The 19,144-nt window shown below is 55.2% G+C and carries 16 protein-coding genes and 1 tRNA gene; 7 read left to right on the top strand and 10 right to left on the bottom strand.

Features of this window, described 5'->3' with window-relative positions; all coding sequences use genetic code 11:
- Window positions 1-356 precede the first annotated feature (356 nt).
- From HY028_03210 to tadA, 7 genes are all read left to right on the top strand, one after another.
- A complete protein-coding gene (locus HY028_03210; protein ID MBI3343867.1) occupies window positions 357-1,355 on the top strand; it encodes an ATP-binding protein in 999 nt (332 codons plus the stop codon).
- Between the two features lie 6 nt (window positions 1,356-1,361).
- On the top strand, window positions 1,362-3,677 hold the full coding sequence (locus HY028_03205; protein MBI3343866.1) for a S8 family peptidase: 2,316 nt from the start codon (window positions 1,362-1,364) through the stop codon (window positions 3,675-3,677).
- A 67-nt stretch (window positions 3,678-3,744) separates the two neighbouring features.
- Window positions 3,745-4,320: a hypothetical protein gene (locus HY028_03200; GenBank protein ID MBI3343865.1), complete on the top strand. Its 576-nt coding sequence runs from the start codon at window positions 3,745-3,747 to the stop codon at window positions 4,318-4,320.
- A 13-nt stretch (window positions 4,321-4,333) separates the two neighbouring features.
- Entirely contained in the window at window positions 4,334-5,287 is a 954-nt protein-coding gene (locus HY028_03195) for a DUF4868 domain-containing protein (protein ID MBI3343864.1), read from the top strand.
- Window positions 5,284-7,011 (top strand): site-specific DNA-methyltransferase, encoded by a 1,728-nt coding sequence (locus HY028_03190; protein ID MBI3343863.1) that lies wholly within the window; start codon window positions 5,284-5,286, stop codon window positions 7,009-7,011. Before HY028_03195 ends, HY028_03190 begins: the two co-directional genes overlap by 4 nt.
- On the top strand, window positions 7,008-9,686 hold the full coding sequence (locus HY028_03185; GenBank protein MBI3343862.1) for a DEAD/DEAH box helicase family protein: 2,679 nt from the start codon (window positions 7,008-7,010) through the stop codon (window positions 9,684-9,686). Before HY028_03190 ends, HY028_03185 begins: the two co-directional genes overlap by 4 nt.
- Before the next feature lie 114 nt (window positions 9,687-9,800).
- On the top strand, window positions 9,801-10,265 hold the full coding sequence (gene tadA / locus HY028_03180; protein MBI3343861.1) for a tRNA adenosine(34) deaminase TadA: 465 nt from the start codon (window positions 9,801-9,803) through the stop codon (window positions 10,263-10,265).
- 299 nt (window positions 10,266-10,564) lie between these two features.
- Here tadA and HY028_03175 read toward each other — a convergent pair whose 3' ends face one another.
- From HY028_03175 to pheT, 10 genes are all read right to left on the bottom strand, one after another.
- Entirely contained in the window at window positions 10,565-10,777 is a 213-nt protein-coding gene (locus HY028_03175) for a type II toxin-antitoxin system HicB family antitoxin (protein ID MBI3343860.1), read from the bottom strand.
- 165 nt (window positions 10,778-10,942) lie between these two features.
- Window positions 10,943-11,179, bottom strand: a complete 237-nt coding sequence (locus HY028_03170; protein ID MBI3343859.1) for a hypothetical protein — start codon at window positions 11,177-11,179, stop codon at window positions 10,943-10,945.
- Between the two features lie 103 nt (window positions 11,180-11,282).
- Complete coding sequence (locus HY028_03165) at window positions 11,283-12,614, bottom strand: FAD-binding oxidoreductase (protein MBI3343858.1); 1,332 nt, start codon at window positions 12,612-12,614, stop codon at window positions 11,283-11,285.
- Window positions 12,601-13,590, bottom strand: a complete 990-nt coding sequence (locus tag HY028_03160) for a class I SAM-dependent methyltransferase (GenBank protein ID MBI3343857.1) — start codon at window positions 13,588-13,590, stop codon at window positions 12,601-12,603. The genes HY028_03165 and HY028_03160 overlap by 14 nt, the downstream gene beginning before the upstream one ends.
- 597 nt (window positions 13,591-14,187) lie before the next feature.
- Window positions 14,188-14,264 (bottom strand) — tRNA-Pro (locus HY028_03155).
- A 172-nt stretch (window positions 14,265-14,436) separates the two neighbouring features.
- Entirely contained in the window at window positions 14,437-15,075 is a 639-nt protein-coding gene (msrA, locus tag HY028_03150) for a peptide-methionine (S)-S-oxide reductase MsrA (protein MBI3343856.1), read from the bottom strand.
- A gap of 24 nt (window positions 15,076-15,099) precedes the next feature.
- Window positions 15,100-15,588: a peptide-methionine (R)-S-oxide reductase MsrB gene (gene msrB / locus HY028_03145; protein ID MBI3343855.1), complete on the bottom strand. Its 489-nt coding sequence runs from the start codon at window positions 15,586-15,588 to the stop codon at window positions 15,100-15,102.
- 308 nt (window positions 15,589-15,896) lie between these two features.
- Window positions 15,897-16,262, bottom strand: a complete 366-nt coding sequence (locus HY028_03140) for a MerR family transcriptional regulator (GenBank protein ID MBI3343854.1) — start codon at window positions 16,260-16,262, stop codon at window positions 15,897-15,899.
- Window positions 16,237-16,542 (bottom strand): integration host factor subunit alpha, encoded by a 306-nt coding sequence (locus HY028_03135; GenBank protein ID MBI3343853.1) that lies wholly within the window; start codon window positions 16,540-16,542, stop codon window positions 16,237-16,239. The genes HY028_03140 and HY028_03135 overlap by 26 nt, the downstream gene beginning before the upstream one ends.
- A gap of 2 nt (window positions 16,543-16,544) precedes the next feature.
- Window positions 16,545-18,923, bottom strand: a complete 2,379-nt coding sequence (pheT, locus tag HY028_03130; GenBank protein MBI3343852.1) for a phenylalanine--tRNA ligase subunit beta — start codon at window positions 18,921-18,923, stop codon at window positions 16,545-16,547.
- Between the last annotated feature and the right edge of the window lie 221 nt (window positions 18,924-19,144).

Genomic DNA, 19,144 nt, shown 5'->3' with positions numbered 1-19,144 from the left:
GTAGGCCGAGCGAAGTCGGCTCTCGGTAAATTTGAAAGCCAGCGGGGATAGGGGGGCGGTGGTTACACAACAAGAAACAGAAACAAACGCAATGATCGACCGGCGATGTCGTGGGATCGCCTGGGTGGAGTGCAGGCTGAGTCCAGTAATGTTGCAATGCAAGACTTGCCCCAGAATTTGTTCCGAATGTATGGGGACTTGCAGGGGATTGCGGGCAAGTCGTTGCAGGAGATTGAGGGATTTGAATTGAGGACGCTTGAAGATAGCAAAACCTTATAGACTTGAGGAACCAAGCCATAAGGCTCATCTAATGAGCTAGTCAATAGGGTAAAATCACGAAAATTGGGGAGAACATCATGGCGAGCGGGAAGATACTGAGACAGATCATTAAGGCTGGATCGGCCGGAGATGCGAACGCCTTCCGGCAGGCATCCGAGGCCATCATCCGGGAAGAGCGGCAGAAACAGCATCATCTGCTCGCCAACGACCTAGAGCAAATCCTTTATGGTGGAGGCCATCGCCCCATATCCATGGCAACCCGAGGACTCTCGGAGCGCATCCCTGTAGATCAGGAGCGCGGCCTGCCGCTCCTTGGTTTCCGCGAGCCAGCACGCGGTTTAGAAGAAGTCGTTCTCGCCGATGAAAACCAGCAGGTCATCGAGGACATCCTTGAACAGCACCATCGAGCCGATGTACTCAGAAGCCATGGTCTACGTCCAGCTGACAAAATACTTTTTTGCGGCCCGCCGGGTTGCGGAAAGACTCTGACGGCAGAGGTTATTGCCACGGAACTGGGCCTTCCGCTTGCACTCATTCGCCTCGACAGCGTGGTATCCTCCTATCTCGGCGAAACCGCCGCCAATCTGCGCAAGGTCTTTGACTTCATCGATTCCACCCCTATGGTGGCTCTTTTCGACGAATTCGATGCTTTAGGTAAAGAGAGGGCGGATGCCAGCGAACACGGCGAACTCAAGCGCGTGGTCAACGCTGTGCTGCAAATGCTCGACGCCTATCAGGGCAAGAGCCTCATCATTGCGGCGACTAACCACGAGGGCATGCTCGATTCCGCCATCTGGCGACGCTTTGAGGAAGTGCTGGTATTCGGCCTACCCACGCGGGAACAGCTTGCGCAGCTTCTGAAGATCAAGTTACGCGGCGTACGTCGCGATTTTGAATTGGATGACGAGCGGGTTCTTTCATATTTCTCGGAGATGTCCCATGCCGACGTGGAGCGCGTGTTACGGCATGCCATCAAGGACATGATCCTCAAGGGACAGGAGTTCCTTCAGCTTCGCCATATTGAAAAAGCTCAGCAGCGTGAGTTGAACAGAAAGCGACAACTGTCGGGGGTGTAATGCGCAATGGAAGCCTACCCCCATCTAAGGTTTGAGCGCGAGCAACCCATCAAACAGAAGCGGCCCGGACAACCTCCCCGCTTTTCGAGGCCAGCAGACTTGCCTGGACATGCGCGCAAACTCCAAAAGAGCCTTACGGTCTCAATTGAGGAGGCCGGTAAAGACATCGGTGGTTTTGACGACCACCCGCTTTTCAAGCTGAAGGTCGGCGCGCTGCCGCCGGAACAAATTGAGCGAGCATTCCCCGGCGTTGAGGTGGTCAGCCAAGAAGATGGCGGCTACGCGCTTGCCTTCGCCGATAAGACCGCACTGGATGAATTCGAGGCCAGGCTTAGCCAACTCGCCGATGGTAAAACACCCAAGTACGCCAACATCCTCTATGCACTGGAAGCGTTCGATCACTGGACGCCGGAAGATCGTAAGGGCTGGGCCTTGAGGCGTGATGGGCTACCGGCTCAGGAACCTTTCATCCTTGATGTGGAGTTATGGCCGCTTGGGCGACGCGATGAGCGTGAGGCAATGACGTCGGCTTTCAATGCCTGGCTGGCGAAAGAGGGAGCCGTAATACGGGATCGCATCAACGCGGAAGACTTTGTTGCCTATCGGCTGAGACTCCTCCGGAAGCAAGCTGAATTGCTGTTGAGACATCGCGACGTCCGAACGGCCGACCTGCCGCCACGCTTGGGGCTGGAGTTGGGCGTCATGCAGCTCGATATTCAGGAAGTCAGGCAATCCACGCCTCCAGATAATGCCCCGTTGGTGGCGGTACTCGATAGCGGTATTGCCGAAGGACACCCACTCCTTGCTCCGGCGCTGGGTGACGCTCAGGGGTTCCTGCTCCCCGACAAAGCCTCCCATGACGATAACGGTCACGGAACCATCGTGGCAGGTATCGCACTCTATGGGGAGGTCGAAGCCTGTGCCCAGGCCAAGGAGTTCATTCCACAACTGCGCTTGTTGAGTGGGCGCGTGCTCGATCACAAAGCCGAATCCGACGCGCGCTTCATCGAGAACATCGTGGAAGAAGCGGTTAGATATTTCCACGAGAACTATGGCTGCCGTGTCTTCAACCTTTCCTACGGCAACTTGAATAAGCCCTACCTTGGGGGCCGAGTTGGTGGTCTTGCGTACACGCTCGACCGACTTGCGCGCGAATTAGATGTACTATTCGTCGTGCCAACCGGAAACTTCCTGGATATACCAATCGAGTGGTTGAAAAACGAATATCCGCATTACCTTTTCAGAGATGAAGCCAAGCTGGTAGATCCAGCTCCGGCATTAAACGTGCTTACCATTGGGAGTCTTGCCCGCTGGGATCGGAGCGCCAAGGCATGGCGCTGGCCACACGATTTGCCGGAAAACCCGATTGCGCAAAGAGACCAGCCGTCATCGTTTACCCGCTGCGGTTGTTCCATAAAAGGGGCAATCAAACCGGAGTTGGTGGCGTATGGCGGAAACCAGGCCATTGATCCCCGTGGAGGACACATATCGGATCGGTGGCTGGGAGAATTGTCCACCGACAAAGATTTTGCTGAGGGTCGTTTACTTTCTGAAAGAGCGGGCACAAGCTTCGCGGCCCCTCATGTCGCCCATGCCGCCGCTCGATTGTTGACGGAAGTACCCAATGCCAGTATGAATCTGCTCCGCGCGTTGCTGATTGCGAACGGAAGGATCCCTGCCGCCAGCCATGATCTTTTCCGTGGTGAGGAAGACCAACTCGCGCAAGTAGTCGGTTACGGAATGGTCGATGTTTCCAATCTGTACCGCTCCACCGAGGAGCAGGTAATTTTAATTTCTGAATCGGCCCTCATCGACAAGCATCATCACTTCTATGAAGTACCGATCCCGGAGAGTTTCTACAACAGCGGCAAGAAAAGTCGCAGGCGTGAAATCACCGTCGCGTTCGCCCACTGCCCCCCGGTCCGGACAACGCGCTTCGACTACAAGGCCAGCCGTTTCCAGTTCCGGCTGGTGGAAGCGGGGACTCTTGAAGATGCCGTGTCCGCTTTCGACAAGGCAACAGTCGATGAGGTTGAAAGCATCAAGGAAATCAACTGCAACAAGACAACCTACGGCGCCCAGAAGCGCGCCTACGGGACAGTGCAGGCATCTACATGGGCAATCAAGCAGTCCCGCACGGAAAAATTGTTTGTTGCCGTGACACGCAACGATCATGCATGGGGCATCCCGCCGTTTACGCTGGAAGAAGAACCCTATGCCTTGGTGATCCGCATGAGCGATCGCGAAAACGAAGAGGCGCGGCTCTATACAGAGATCCGTGCGCAGTTGCAGGCGCGCGAACGCGCGCGCGTCCGTATCTAAGCAGCGAGAAATTGATGACTAAGAAACAAAAACTCGAACTCACCAGGATCAGCAAGGAGACCCTGGTATGACCTCACCTGATCCAGCATTACGGCTCCACCCTTGGGCGTCGTTGCTGCTATTTCTGAGTGCTTATTCCCCGTTGTTATTGATCCTTGTGATCAAGGACTACGATTCCCAGCAGTTACACTGGCTGCCACAGCATCCATTGTTCTCTGCTGCACTCTTGTTGATTGCAATTGGCAGTTGCATCGGCATTCTGCATGCGGTCCGCGACGTACAGAGTGGTCTTTCGGTTGAGGTTACCAAGGCATCGAACAAGTCGGGGGAGATGTTTGGATACACGATTCCGTACATGGTCTCGTTCTTACGCATCGATCTCGGAGACTGGCAGACGTTACTCAGCCTCTTCATTTTCCTCGCGATGCTCTTCGTGGTCGCATATCGAACGCAAACGGTGTTCGTCAATCCGGTGCTGGCTCTGGCCGGGTACATGTTGATCGATTGCACCTTTAAGCGCGGTGCAACAGAGACCCAAGCACTTGTTATCACAAAGGCACCACTCAAGATCGGCGAGTCTTATGTGATTGAACGGATGTCGCACTACCTGTACATCGTTGCACACCCTAGAAGCTGTTCTTGAGTTCGGAGAGCAAATGACAACCAAGCCTGCAAGAGCATTCAAGAAACTGAAGTCGATGGATTTTGGCTCGTGGACCATCACGTTCTGGCTGATTAAGCGAAAGGCGGCACAGCGCGAGGCAAGCTACTCGGTGCTTCGCGTTGACATCGATACGAAACTCCAGAAACGCTTCAGGAACTATGTCAAGCAACAATTGCAAAGCCGCGACTTTCATCTGGACGAATACGACTTCAGTAATGCGGATGCCGACGACGTGCTACTGACGCTGGACTCCGACACTACTGATTTTCCGAAGGTGGAGCAGGCCATCGAGCAGGGTTTCGACAACCAACGCGCGAAGGAGTACAGCGACCTCCTAAATTCCTGGGCATACGTTATCCACCTCGAACACGGCGGCGAGCATGTCTACGCATGGCGAAAGATCAATGCCATGACCCAGCCCAGGAAGGTGGAGTCAAGGAAAGCGCTCTTCTTCCAGAACCACAGACTAACCGATATTGCCGAGGACGAAGTTTTCCTTATTGACCCGCATTTCGATTTCTTTGCCTATGAAGGCATAACCTTTATCGCACACAAGCGGGAGTTTGAAAGCTCAATGAACTTCCGTGAGGGCATGAAAAACCACCGGAGCGAGTTGCTTGCGCAGTTCGAGTCACTCGCCTTCTTGAGCGACGTTGCTCCAATTCGCGAGTATGTCGGGGACAATCTTCATCATCTGAGAAAACTGGCCTCGATACGGAAAGCTGGTTATTACCAACAACCAGACTATCTGAAACGACTCACCGAAGTGAGCGTCGAGGAAGGCTGGGAGTTGAAAGTCGAAAACGGCAAGATCGTTGTCGAGCCCGAGACCATCGAGCTACTGCTGAAGCTCCTCAACAACGACCGACTTCGCTCGCCAATCAATCAGGAGGTCTTCGATTCGGCGGCAAAGAAGAAGGTGGGGCCAAAAGGCTCCCGCTCATGAGTGGTAAGAAAAAACTCGAACTCACCTGGATCGGGAAGGAGAACCGGCCGAAGCTGGAGCCTCGCATTTTGCTGGAAGACCCGGTGCAGTCTTATCACGCCAAGCATCGTGTGACGGAGAACGACATCTTCGACAACCGGCTGATCTTCGGGGACAACCTGCTGGCGCTGAAGGCGCTGGAGGCGGAGTTCGCGGGCAAGGTGAAGTGCATCTATATTGATCCGCCATTCAACACCCAGCAAGCGTTTGAGCACTACGACGATGGATATGAACACTCAATCTGGCTTGGCTTGATTCGCGATCGGCTTGAGGTTCTTCGGAGACTACTTTCAGAAGATGGTACGTTGTTCGTGCATATCGACGACAACGAACTCGGGTATCTGATTGTTATGCTCGATGAAGTATTTGGGAGGCCGAACAGGGTTTCCGTCGTCACTTTCAAGCAGGGATCTGCGACTGGGCATAAGTCGATCAACCCCGGTGTGGTTAGCACAACAAACTTTGTACTCATCTACGCGAAGAACAAATCGGCATGGAGCCCGAACCGCGTTTTCACCGCACGTGCCGAGCGAGATAAGAGATATGGCCAATATATCGAAAATTTCGACGAGCCATTTTTGCACTGGAAATTTACAACTCTTACAAGTGCATTCGCGCGGAGCCTGAGTCTGCCCGAAAGAGGCCTCAAAAAAGAACTCGGCGAAGAATATGAGAAAAGAATATCTGACTTCGTTCTGAAGAATGCTAGGCGTGTGATTCAGCTTGCTCGACCGGATTACTCTGCGGTTAGCAGTGCTGCTCGGGAGATGATTGACGCCTCCAAGGCCAACGCAAGTGTTGTGATGAAGCTTGGGCGGGAAGGTTATTCAGACATGTACTTTGTGGGCGGTCAGCGAATTCTCTTCTACTCCGACAAACTAAAATTTATAGATGGGCAGCACGTTGCAGGTGAGCCGCTAACGAGCATGTGGGATGACATTCTGTCCAATAACTTGCACAACGAAGGGGGCGTCGAGTTCCCCAAAGGAAAGAAGCCGGAGGCTCTGATAAAACGGTGCTTTGATCTCACAACCGCCCCCGGAGATATTGTTCTCGACTCCTTCGCTGGCTCCGGCACCACCGGCGCTGTCGCCCACAAAATGGGCCGGCGCTGGATCATGGTAGAGCTGGGCGAGCACTGCCACACCCACATAATTCCCCGCCTGAAGAAGGTCGTCGACGGCGAAGATCCCGGCGGGATCACTCAGGCCGTCTCGTGGCGCGGCGGCGGCGGCTTCCGCTACTACCGACTCGCGCCCTCGCTGCTGGGAAAGGACAAGTGGGGCAATTGGGTCATTAACGCTGACTACAACGCCGCCATGCTGGCCGAGGCGCTGTGCAAGCTGGAGGGTTTCACCTACGCGCCTTCGGATTCGGTGTACTGGCAGCACGGCTACTCCACCGAGCGGGATTTCGTGTATGTGACCACCGCCAGCCTGACCCATGAGCAGTTGCAGCAGTTGAGCGACGAAGTGGGGCCGGATCGTACGCTGTTGGTTCTCTGCACCGCGTTCCGCGCCAAGGCCGATGCCTATCCCAACCTGACGGTGAAGAAGATTCCCAAGCAGGTGCTGTCGCGCTGCGAGTGGGGGCATGATGATTACTCGCTGCGGGTGGAGAATCTGCCGAAGGCGCCACCCGAGCCCGGACAACAGGGCCTTTTTGATGTGGAGGTGAGGCCATGAACCGCCATGTGAACGCCATTGCCGGCCGCCTGAGCTTGCGCCCTCCCCAGCGTCGCTCGCTGGAGATTCTCGACCGCATTACCGAAATCGTCCCACCCCGCAAGGATGCTGACATTGCCGCCGTACTGGAGACCATCCGCAGCGAGTTTCCGACGGTCACGGACTTCGAGCGCGAGTTCCCGTCGTTGTGCTTCGCGCTCGCCACTGGCGTGGGCAAGACGCGGCTGATGGGCGCGTTCATCAGCTATCTGCATCTGGCGCACGGCATCAACAATTTTTTCGTGCTGGCGCCGAACCTGACCATTTACAACAAGCTGATCGCCGACTTCACGCCTAACACGCCGAAGTATGTATTCAAGGGGATCGCGGAGTTCGCGACAGATGCGTCTGCCATTATTACAGGTGACAACTACGACCAACGCGACCCGGCAAGTGGCTCGCTCTTTGGCGGTGTTCGGGTCAACATTTTCAATATCTCGAAGATCAACTCCGAAGTACGCGGCGGCAAATCGCCCCGCATCAAACGCCTGTCTGAATACATCGGCGAGAGCTACTTCGACTATCTGGCCGGGTTGCCGGACTTGGTGCTGCTGATGGACGAATCACACCGTTACCGCGCGAGCGCCGGGGTGCGGGCTATTAACGAGCTGAAGCCGATCTTGGGGCTGGAGCTAACCGCTACACCGTTCGTAGAGTCCCCGCGCGGTGTAGTGGCGTTCAAGAACGTGATCTACGACTACCCGCTTGGAAAAGCGATGGCCGACGGCTTCGTCAAGGAGCCAGCGGTGGTTACGCGCAAGAACTTCAACCCAGCCAGCATGTCGGCGGAAGAGGTCGAGCGGATGAAGCTGGAAGATGGCGTGCGCCTGCATGAGAGCGTGAAGGTGGAACTGGAGACCTACGCCCGCGAGAGTGACAACCCGATCGTGAAACCGTTCCTGTTGGTGATTGCCCGTGATACAACCCATGCAAGCCAGCTATTGACCCTGATCCAGTCCAACGGTTTCTTTGAGGGGCGCTACAAGGACAAAGTGATTCAGGTGGATTCCAGCAAGACCGGCGCCGAAGAAGAGGAAGTGATCACGCGCCTGCTCAAGGTGGAACACACCGAAGAGCCGACGGAGATCGTCATCCACGTCAATATGCTCAAGGAAGGCTGGGACGTGACCAATCTCTACACCATCGTTCCGTTGCGCGCGGCCAATGCACGCATCCTGATCGAGCAGTCTATCGGTCGCGGTCTGCGACTGCCCTATGGCAAACGCACGGGTGTGACCGCCGTGGACCGGCTGAACATCGTCGCCCACGACAAGTTCCAGGAGATCATCGACGAGGCCAACAAGCCGGACTCCGCCATCCGCTTGCAGGCGCTTGAGCTGGATATGGATCAGCTCGGGCAGAAGACGGTCACGGTGGTGTCGCAATCGCGACTGAACAGCATGCTGGGGCTTCAGCCCCAGCATAAAACGGCAAGCACGTGGGTTGCGGGAAGCGATGAACCACGTGCCTTTCAGAACCTCGAAGAGGAGAAAGTGGCGCAGATCACACGTGACGTGATCCGCAAATTGGAGAACCAGCCGCAGACGCTACCCACCATCGAGCACCTGAAGAAACCTGAAATCCAGGCCGCCATCGTCAAGGCGGTCGAGGAACAGTATCGTCCGTCACAACTGGATATCGAAGGCGTTGGCGAGAAGCCGGATATCGCGGCCGTGGTGGCGAAGACATCGGACCTGGTTGCGCAACTGACCATCGGCATCCCTCGTATTCTCGTGATGCCCAAGGGCGATGTGAAGTCGGGCTTCAAGCCGTTCACGCTGAAGTTGGATACGTTGCATTACCAGCCGGGCACTGACGAACTATGGGTGCAGTATCTGCGGACACGGGAAACTGAGACTGTCGTCATGGGGCGGGGCAACGCTCAGGAAAAGCGGCCTGAAGATTACATCGTCAGCGGACTTACTGACTTCGATGACATTTCCTATGATGACCACGCCGACTTGCTTTACGAGCTTGCCCGGCAGGCAGTAGCGCACTTCAAGAGCTATCTTGCGGAAGAGGAAGTCATGGATGTTTTGCGCTGCTACCAGAGACCGATTGCCAAGTTCATCCACGCGCAGATGCAGGAACACTACTGGAAGGAGGACAAGGATTCTGAAGTGATAGTAAGCAAGGGATTCACCGACCTGAAAGAACCCGCCTATACCTCCTTCGTCAAAGAGCCGCCGGCGGACTACCGCGTAGCACCAGCGGACAAGAGCAACATGGCAAAATACCTGTTCGGTGGGTTCCAGCGTTGCCTCTACGAGGTGCAGAAATTTGACTCTGACGCGGAACGGAAGCTGGCGGTAATATTGGAGCGCGACGCCATCAAGTGGTTTAAGCCCGCCAAAGGCCAGTTCCCGATTTTCTACGGCGCGGACCACCTAGAGTACCAACCGGACTTCGTCGCGGAAACCGAAGATACGAAATACATGCTCGAACCCAAAGCGAGCAACCAGCTAAACGACCCAATCGTGCTGGCGAAGAAAGATGCCGCTGTGAAGTGGTGCGTAAATGCCTCGGATCATGCGGCGATCAATGGCGGCAAGCCGTGGCGCTACGTGCTGATTCCGCATGACGAAATTGCGGAGAATATTACCCTCACCGGCCTTGCAGCGCGGTTTGGCGGATGAGTTTAGAATTCAAGACGTAGCTTCGGCGAGATCACAAGCCGAAGGCAATATTATAACCGTAAAATTAAACTCGAGTTTTGTCACTGTCCCACAATTAAGACACAGCCAATCAAAATGTTAAATGACGAACACTGGATGCGCCACGCCATAACACTCGCCGAACGCGCACAAGAGGAGGGCGAAGTGCCGGTGGGCGCGGTGCTGGTGTTGAACGACGAAATCATCGGCGCAGGCTGGAACCGTCCCATCGCCGCGCACGACCCCACCGCCCACGCCGAGATCATGGCGCTGCGCGCCGGTGCAGCCAAGCTAGGTAATTACCGCCTGAACGACACCACGCTCTACGTCACGCTGGAGCCATGCGTCATGTGCTCGGGCGCGATGGTGCACGCACGCATCAAGCGCCTGGTGTTCGGCGCAAACGACCCCAAGGCCGGGGCCATTAAAAGTGTCTTCAACATTCTGGATTCCGCCCGACTCAATCATCGCGTTGAGTATGCGGGCGGGATATTGGCGGAGGAGTGCGGCGGAATGTTGTCCCGATTCTTTGAAGCGCGTCGCAAGAATTCATCACCGTAAGCCGCAGGGTGCGAAGCGTAGCGCATTGCACCGAATGGCTGACCGAGACACATGCGGCGCAATGTCCTTTGGGTATTGCGCCCTATGTGCTGACACACAATGTGCTATTTGACAGGAAGAACACCAAGGTCCTTGCAGATTTTTATGGCGAGTAGGTCTTTAATTTCTGTGTGTCTTGGAATGGCTGATCTTTTATTCAAAGCTGGGTTAAACCGCCATGAGTGTGTGGAGCCCTCTCGCAATAATTCACATCCGTGTGTTCTAAGATGCTTCAGTAGCTCATTTCTTTTCATGCGGAGCTAAATGGCAATTTTTTCTTCTCTAAAATCCGCTCCTGCGGCAGCAAGCGCTTCTTGCCGGTTGAATTCTAGCGCTTCTTGTAATGTTTCCTTCAGGCTACCAACCAATTCTTCGTAAGTTTGCTCCTGGCAATTTACACCGGGAACCTCTTCAATCCAGCCAATCCACCAATCGTCCATTTCCTTGATTACCGCAGTATATTCAGATTTCATATACACCTCCAAAACTTGAAATATTATAGCACCGAACGGGGTGCGCGTTGAGCGATACCCGCCACCGGCCAAACCTACACGGAGCTCTGGCAGCCCGTAGGGTGCGAAGCGTAGCGCATTGCACCGGATGGTTGGCCGAGACACATGCGGCGCAATGCCCTTTGGTTATTGCGCCCTACGTGCTTCAGTACCGTAGAGACCGTTCAGATGCCACCATAGCCATCCCCCGAAGGCCATAGCCGCAAGGAACAAGACAACCGACCATCGGGCTGCTTCCCTGACCGAGACCTTGTGGTTTCCTTGTATCTTCAACGCAAAGAAATCGACCAACAGCAGAACTATGACGAGCAGGCTGAAGCCCAGATAGAGAAGCGGCGTGCCGGTATGTGCAATCTCGGTCATCAGCGATTTACTCCACAGGTTTTGTTGAAGACGCCTAACAAAAATTAGCTGTTACTAGCATAATCATTTCACAAAATTACAGCAAATGCTGGCGGTCATTGTCTCACTGCCGCAATACGCATTTTTCATACAAATCCTTGAAGGCACCTTGGGGGTCATATTTGCGTTTTAGCTGAGTGTATGCCGGCTTGTTGTAAATTTCCCAGAATTCCTCGGGCTCGTAGTAGGAGTCTGAGTAGAGCGATTTGATGCCGTCCAGTTCGGCGACTTTGCGCTCGATCTTGCGGTTGTAGTAGCCCTTGGGATGCTGCTCCCGGCCCTTGACGACATCCCAGAAGCCGAAATTCACGTAGAGTGTGTTGGGCATGCGGAACAGGTCGAACTGTACGTTGGGCTGATAGGGATGTATGGGGCAGATCCAGATCGGCAGGATACCGATCTCGCGGTGAAAGAAGTCGAGGAATTGCGGCGCGTTGGCGATGGGGATGTCGACGTCCTGAATGACGGATTCGCTGTGCATTCCCATCAATTGATCCAGCCGCTTGGTGAGTTTCCACTTGCTGTTCCAGCGCATGATCTTGCTGTAGGTGACGGAGTTCAGGAAGGATTTGCCGACGATGCGGCGGACAACGGGATTCTGGACGAGAAAATTTCTGGAGCACCAGAACCAGTCGGTGTCCCAGCGCCAGATGTAATCGTGCGTGGTGAGGAAGTCCGTCGTTCTTTCCCGGAGCGAGCGGTAGTAGATATTTTTGTAGGTGTAGTCGCTCACAAAGGGCGCGTCATCGGTAAATCGTCCGAGCGTGATATACATCTCGTTGCGCCCGAAGACCACGCCATCGACAAAATCCGCGTCTTGATTGCAGTGTTGTTCCAGATCACGGAAATACTCTGCGGGATCGGTGTGGCGGATGTGCTGAAGCTGGACAAACTTCTTCACAGGTATGGCCTTGGCCTTCAGCTTCAGCACATAGCCCAGTGTGCCATAGGAATTCGGGAAACCGTAAAACAGGTCGTTGTGTTCGTTGTCCGGTGTGCACAGTACGATCCGGCCGTCCGGCAGCAGGATTTCCATTTCCAGCAGCGTTTCGTGCACCAGGCCGTATTTGAAGGAGGAGGCCTCGATGCCGACGCCCGCCGCCGCGCCGCCGAGGGTAATGGATTTGAGTTGGGGCACCACCGCAGGCATGACGCCGTGCGCCAGCATGGCGTCCACCAGCTTTTCGTAGGGGGTCATCCCCTCGGCCTCTACCCAGCCGTTGGCGGTATCTACCCGCAGCACGTTGTTGAAATTCCTGACATCGAGTTTGCGTCCGGGCGCGTGATTGCGGTCGCGGAACAGGTTGGAGGTATTCTTGGCGAGGCCGACAGCCATGCCTGCGCTGGCCCGCAGCTCGGCAAGGAGCCGTTGCTTCTTTTCTTCATGGGTCGGCATGAGTGTCCTCGCCGGCGTCGTATAAGAAGGCCCGGCTCATCGGGTAATTGTCCGTGACGTTGCCCTTGCTGAAGGTGATCTGGAACAAATGCGTGCGGGTGTTGGGGGAGCGGAACATCTCCGCGCAGGCATAGAGGTAGGTGCGCCACTTGCGGCGGAAATATTCGTTGAATTTTTGCGGGTTCAGTTGATGGATGTGTTCCCAATTCCGGTCGAAGCGCTCCGCCCAGCAATCGAGCGTGAGCGCGTAGTGGCGGCGCAGATTTTCCACGTCCAGGACTTCCAGGCCGCAGTCTTCCATGGCGCAGATCGCGTCGGCCAGGCTGGGTATCCAGCCGCCGGGGAAGATGTGCTTGCGGATGTAGAACTCGGTCTCGCTGCGGCCTACGTGGCCGATGAAATGCAGCATGCCCAGCCCGCCGGGTTTGAGGCAGTCGGCATGGGCGCGGATCACCTCGCGCAACTGGTCCCGTCCCGCGTGCTCCAGCACCCCGATGGAAACACACTTGTCGAACTGGCCTTGTATCTCGCGGAAGTCCTGTTCGCGCACGGCAAGTGGCCCGTGCAGGCCGCGCCGGTCGATTTCCTCCCGCAGCGCGGTGACCTGCTCCGTGCTGGTGTTGATGCCGGTGACGGGCGCGCCGTGGTTTTCCCACGCATGAAACATGAAGCCGCCCCAGCCGCAGCCGATGTCCACCACGGTTTCGCCCTGCTTGAGCCGGATCTTCCTGCACACGTGATCCATCTTGTTGCGTTGCGCTTCTTCCAGATCGCGCGTGCCTTCTTTCCAGTAGGCGCAGGTATACATCATGGCCGGCAGATCGAGCCAGGCGCGGTAAAAATCAGTGCCCAGGCCATAGTGAAAGCGGGCATTGGCCTTGGCCTGTGCGTGCGACTTATTGCTGAAACGAAACTCATGCCAGCGATTGCGGATGGCGACCAGCGGGTTAGGTTTCTGATCCAACGTCATATCCATTCCGGCGCGCAGCGCCAGTTGCAGGCTGCCTTCGACGTCTATGCCTTGGGCGGAATAGGATTCCAGCAGGCCTACATGACCAAAGAGCAGGGCGATCCATTCCGCCCGCCTGTTCTTGAAGATGATCGTGGTCTCCGGCGCGCCGGCGCAGTTCTGGTAACTCGATCCGTCGGCGAATACGGCCCGGAAGCACACACGGGTGAGGTGTTCCCTCGACAGCAGAATGTTTTTGGAGTAGTTCAATTGTGATAGCTGTCGTGCTTTGAGATTGGCAAGGTCTACCGACCACTTTCAGCTTAGATTAAACGAAGGGGGATAACAAGGTGGGCCGAACGACAGCACAAGACGTGCTTGCTGGAACCAGTTTAAGGAACCGAAGTTGTGCTGGGGACGGCAAAGATGAAGTTACTATAACCGTACTGGTCGAGGCGAGAGAGTGAGATGCGAAGCAGCGAATGCCTGGAGCTTGGAGCGCTAGATTGGAAATCCCCTCTCCTTAACAGGATGTTGGTCGGGGCGAGAGGGTGAGCTGCGAAGCAGAGAACGCCTAGCGCTTGGAGCGCTAGGCTGGGAATCCTCTTGCCCCAACAGGGATGTTGGTCGGGGCGAGAGGATTTGAACCTCCGACCACCTGAACCCCATTCAGGTGCGCTACCAGGCTGCGCTACGCCCCGATACTCAAAAATCAATGACTTATGTCTGACTGCTGGGCTACATTACCGGCTTTGTCTAGCGTGATCGTCTGCACCGCTGGCAGAGATCACTCGCAGGTACGGTTATTGCGCCGACCATTATATCCGAAAGCGCGACATCCATCGCAAAAAATAGCAGGTTGCTGGCCTTCCCTTATTTTTGTTGGTGCGCGTCTCCCCATAGTTGCTCCAGGCGTTGATCGCGTCCGCAGTTGTATCGGTAAAATTTGTAGCGTACTGGGTTCTTTTTGTAAAAATCCTGGTGGTAGTCCTCCGCCGGATAGAAAATATTCGCCGGCGTGATTTCAGTCACAATAGGTTCTTTGAAGGGCTTGGTTTTATCCAGAGCTTCTTTGGACCGTTCTGCGAGTTCTCGCTGCTTGTCATCATGATAAAAAATGGCGGTACGGTATTGCTGACCGTGGTCACAGAACTGGGCGTCGCGGACTGTTGGATCAATATTGCGCCAGAATACCTTGAGCAATTCTTCATAGCTGACACGTTTAGGGTCATAAACAACTTGGACCGACTCCGTATGACCGGTTCCTCCGGCGGAGACTTCCTGGTATGTGGGATTTTTCTGGTGCCCACCGGTATAACCAGAAGTGGTAGAGATAACACCATCAAGTTTGTCGAACGGGGGTTCCATGCACCAAAAACAACCTCCGGCAAACGTAGCCCTCCCATATTGATCAGGGCTCTCGGTCTGGTTTGAGATAGGCTGCTCGGCATGGACCGGGCTTATGAATAGCAAGCCGGTCAATACGGAAAACAACAATGGATATAGTTTCATAACGTCACCTTGTGTGATAACCGGCTATACCGGGATAAACTTCAATGCCAGGCCATTGTTACAGTAGCGTTTTCCGGTAGGCGGCGGGCCGTCGTTGAATACGTGTCCCTGGTGTCCACCGCAGCGGGCACAGTGATATTCTGTCCGAGGATAGATCAGTTTGAAGTCTGTCCTGGTCTCGACATGCCCCTGGATGGTTGTGGTAAAACTCGGCCAACCTGTGCCGCTGTCGTATTTCATGTCGGAGGTGAACAAGGGGAGGTCGCAACCGGCGCATACATAGGCGCCTTGCCTTTTTTCGCCGTTTAAGGGGCTCGTAGTGGGGCGCTCGGTGCCTTCTTCGCGCAATATGTTGAACTGAGCCGGTGTCAGTAACTGCTTCCACTCCGCCTCGGTTTTGTGAATCTTTTCAATCGTGGTTGGTGTCTCCATGCTGGCTCCTAAGAGTTTCTTGCTGACCAATGGTACGCTCGCGAGAGCAATGATCGCTGTAAGAAATTTCCGTTTGTTCATTGATGATTCCTCCGCAGTCTTCCTACCCCTTGAATGCCATTATGGAGTGGATAGTTCACCGGGTTATCACGAAATTATCAAATATCATTAACATGCGGTTGTCTCAGAAACCGGTGTTCGGTGGGGCGGAGAGAGGGCAGCGCATGATTTTGTCATCACGGTGCTAGCGAGTCAGGACGGAAACACGGTGCTTGGGCCGCCCGTGTTTTTCCGCAAACTGCTGAAGGGGTTATGTCACTGCCCTCGCAAGATCGTTACTGATAAGCTGGGCAACTGCTGACGTGCAGATAAATCTATTTACCGTTTTTTCAACGCTTTAACTGGGTGAGCAGGTCTTCGAGTTCGCGGCGTAGCTGACGGACCAGCTCGTGAGCACCCGTGTCAGGCTCCTCTTTTTCCCTGAGCTCGTTGCCGGTCAGCCGCTGGCGGGCGCCGCCGATGGTAAAGCCTTCGTTATAGAGCAGGGTGCGGATCTGCCGGATCATGATGACATCGTGGCGCTGGTAGTAACGCCGGTTGCCGCGCCGTTTGACGGGCTTGAGTTGCGGGAATTCCTGTTCCCAGTAACGCAAAACGTGGGGTTTTACGACGCAGAGATCGCTTACCTCACCGATGGTGAAGTAACGCTTGGCGGGAATGGGGGGTAATTCATTGTTCTGGCTGGCTTCCAGCATAGGCTTCTATCCTCGCTTTTAGTTTTTGTCCGGAACGAAAGGTCACAACGCGGCGGACAGTAATGGGAATCTCCTCGCCCGTCTTGGGGTTGCGGCCTGGCCGTGTGCTCTTGTTGCGCAGAGCGAAATTGCCAAAACCGGAGAGCTTGACGTGCTCTCCTTTTTCTAAAGCAATTCGTATCTCTTCAAAGAACATCTCGACGATGTCCTTGGCCTCTCTTTTATTAAGACCAAGTTCTTCAAACAGTTTTTCCACCATGTCGGCTTTAGTCAGGGCCATTTTTAGCTTCTCAAGGTGCCGCTAAGTTCATGATTAAGTCTTTTTACAATATCTTGCATGATTTCATCCACTTCCTGATCCGTAAGAGTGCGCGAAGGCGCTTGTAAGGTCAAGCCCAAAGCAAGACTTTTTCTTCCTGAATCAATGCCTTTCCCACGATACACGTCAAACAACTGCACCTGCCGGGTATAGTCCGGGGCGGCATTTTTCACACAGGTGCATACTTGTTCGGCGGACACGGTCTCGTCAACAACAACTGCAAGATCACGTCTAATCGCAGGAAATCTCGACAATTCACTGAATTTAGCAATATTTCCATGCTTTATCTGTTCCAAGGCAAGCTCGAATACATAGACTTTGCCGTCTATGCCCAGCTTACGCATTAAGCTTGGGTGGAGCGCCCCAACCCAGCCTATAATCTTATCACCCCACTTTATGCAGGCGGCCTGCCCGGGATGCAGGGCAGGGTGTTTCGCCGGGATGAAGCGAAAATCGTCTTCTGCGCCACCCAAGTGCAACAGCGCCTCCACATCGGCCTTGATGTCGTAGAAGTCTGAAGGCCGCGTAGGGAGACCCCATTGTTCCGGGTAGGGCTCTCCGGCGACCAGCCCGCCAATGGAAATATCTTGTTTAATATTAACATCTTTTATTAAAAAGTTAAGACCTAACTCGAAGATACGCAGCCGCCGTTGCTGGCGGTTTTGATTGTAAAGCAGGGTCTGCACCAGTCCCGTCCAGAGGGTCGTGCGCATCACGGACATCTCACTCGAAAGAGGGTTGGCCAGGGTAATGGGCGATTGGCCTGGATTTATGAGCTGTTGCAGGGTGGGGTCTACAAAGCTGTACGTTACAACTTCCTGGTAACCCCGGTCCACCAGAAGTTGGCGCATCCGGTTGGGGGCGACCTCCGCTTCAGGCTGCGGGACCAGCGCCAGTCTCGCTTGCGGCATGCTGAAAGGTAACCGGCTGTAGCCATACAACCTTGCAACCTCCTCAATCAGATCGGCCTCAATGACGATATCGAAACGGTAGCTGGGCGGTGTTACCTGCCAGCCGTCGGGAAGCGCAGTGACAGTCATCGCCAGCCGGTTGAGTATGTCGGCTACTTCATCAGGGCCGGGCGTGAGGCCGAGCACGCGCCGGATACGCTCAGCGCGCAGGTGAATATGACCACGCTTGGGGAGATAGCTCTCCCGACACACTTCAATAACGGGACCTGGCTCGCCGCCCACGATCTCCAGCAGCAGTTGGGTGGCGCGCTCCACGGCTCGAGTCTGAAGCTGCGGGTCCACTCCCCGCTCGAACCGGTGCGAGGATTCGGTGTGGAGACCCATAGCGCGGGCACGGCTGGAGATGGTGTGAGGTGCGAACCAGGCGCTTTCCAGGAACAGATCCTGGGTTTGATCACCGATGGCGCTGTCCAGCCCGCCCATAATGCCCGCCATCGCCAGCACCCGACGCTGATCGGCGATGACCAGGGTTTGTCCGTCCAGAGTGACTTGCTGGCCGTCGAGCAGGGTAAGGGTCTCACCGGTACGCGCGCGCCGGACACAGATGCCGCCGTCCAGCTTGGCGAGGTCGAAGGCGTGCATGGGCTGGCCGAGTTCCAGCATGACATAGTTGGTCACATCCACGACCGGGCTGATGCTGCGCACCCCGCTGCGGCGCAGGCGCTCTTGCAGCCACAGCGGACTCGGCGTGTTCGGCTTGATCCGGCGGATGACACGGCCGGCGTAACGGGGGCAATCTTCGGGCGCATCGAGTTTGATCTCCCGCTGCTCGTCGAGTGTGGCTATCACGGGTTTGATGACGGGCTCTTGCAGCGTGCAGCGGCTTAAGGCCGCTGCTTCGCGTGCGACCCCCGCGATGCTGAGACAATCGCCCCGATTCGGGGTGATGCCCAACTCCAGCGCGCTGTCATCGAGTTTCAGGTAAAGATAGACGTCCTCGCCCAGCCGGGTATCCGCGGGAAGTTCTAATAATCCCTCCGAACTCTCCGCCAGACCCAGCTCGCTCGCTGAACAAAGCATGCCTTCGGACTTTACCCCTCGGATCGTCGTGTCTTTTATAATCTTGCCGCCCGGCAGCTCTGCGCCGATCATCGCAGCAGGGACGCGCATACCGGCACGCGCATTGGACGCACCGCATACGATGTTCAGCGCTGTGACATCGCCGATTTGAACCTGGCAGAGGTGCAGAGAGTCTGCGTCGGGATGCGGTTTAATGCCTGTGATTTCGCCGACCACTACACCCGCAAAGGACTGCGCCACAGGCTGGGCGGACTCGACCTCCAGCCCGGCCATGGTCAGCATGTCGGCCAGTGCCGTGGTAGAGAGGGGAGGGTTTACCCGCTCACGCAGCCATTGTTCGCTTATTTTCATAAATACAGATACAAGACACAAGGGAAAAGATACAAGGGAAAAGATAAAAATACTGGTGGCATGGGTGGTAAACCTTTTATTTAGGGAAGCTCTGAAAAATATATCGCCAACCGCCAAGGTGCCAAGGCCGCCAAGAAAAGAGCTTGAATTGTAAGGAAAAATCTTGGCGTTCTTGGCGTCTTGGCGGTTCAGTATGAATAAATCAGAGATCCCTTAGTTGT

The organism is Gammaproteobacteria bacterium (genome assembly GCA_016195665.1).
GTDB lineage: Bacteria > Pseudomonadota > Gammaproteobacteria > SURF-13 > SURF-13 > JACPZD01.
Note: the sequence above shows the minus strand (reverse complement) of the source record. Positions and strands in the feature narration are given on the sequence as shown.

Coding starts and splice junctions, on each gene's coding strand:
- HY028_03185 (MBI3343862.1), top strand. CDS start 7,008: ATGAACCGCCATGTGAACGCCATTGCCGGCCGCCTGAGCTTGCGCCCT.
- HY028_03210 (MBI3343867.1), top strand. CDS start 357: ATGGCGAGCGGGAAGATACTGAGACAGATCATTAAGGCTGGATCGGCC.
- HY028_03190 (MBI3343863.1), top strand. CDS start 5,284: ATGAGTGGTAAGAAAAAACTCGAACTCACCTGGATCGGGAAGGAGAAC.
- msrB (MBI3343855.1), bottom strand. CDS start 15,588: ATGAACAAACGGAAATTTCTTACAGCGATCATTGCTCTCGCGAGCGTA.
- HY028_03140 (MBI3343854.1), bottom strand. CDS start 16,262: ATGCTGGAAGCCAGCCAGAACAATGAATTACCCCCCATTCCCGCCAAG.
- msrA (MBI3343856.1), bottom strand. CDS start 15,075: ATGAAACTATATCCATTGTTGTTTTCCGTATTGACCGGCTTGCTATTC.
- HY028_03200 (MBI3343865.1), top strand. CDS start 3,745: ATGACCTCACCTGATCCAGCATTACGGCTCCACCCTTGGGCGTCGTTG.
- HY028_03135 (MBI3343853.1), bottom strand. CDS start 16,542: ATGGCCCTGACTAAAGCCGACATGGTGGAAAAACTGTTTGAAGAACTT.
- tadA (MBI3343861.1), top strand. CDS start 9,801: ATGTTAAATGACGAACACTGGATGCGCCACGCCATAACACTCGCCGAA.
- HY028_03170 (MBI3343859.1), bottom strand. CDS start 11,179: ATGACCGAGATTGCACATACCGGCACGCCGCTTCTCTATCTGGGCTTC.
- HY028_03165 (MBI3343858.1), bottom strand. CDS start 12,614: ATGCCGACCCATGAAGAAAAGAAGCAACGGCTCCTTGCCGAGCTGCGG.
- HY028_03175 (MBI3343860.1), bottom strand. CDS start 10,777: ATGAAATCTGAATATACTGCGGTAATCAAGGAAATGGACGATTGGTGG.
- HY028_03160 (MBI3343857.1), bottom strand. CDS start 13,590: ATGGATATGACGTTGGATCAGAAACCTAACCCGCTGGTCGCCATCCGC.
- HY028_03195 (MBI3343864.1), top strand. CDS start 4,334: ATGACAACCAAGCCTGCAAGAGCATTCAAGAAACTGAAGTCGATGGAT.
- pheT (MBI3343852.1), bottom strand. CDS start 18,923: ATGAAAATAAGCGAACAATGGCTGCGTGAGCGGGTAAACCCTCCCCTC.
- HY028_03205 (MBI3343866.1), top strand. CDS start 1,362: ATGGAAGCCTACCCCCATCTAAGGTTTGAGCGCGAGCAACCCATCAAA.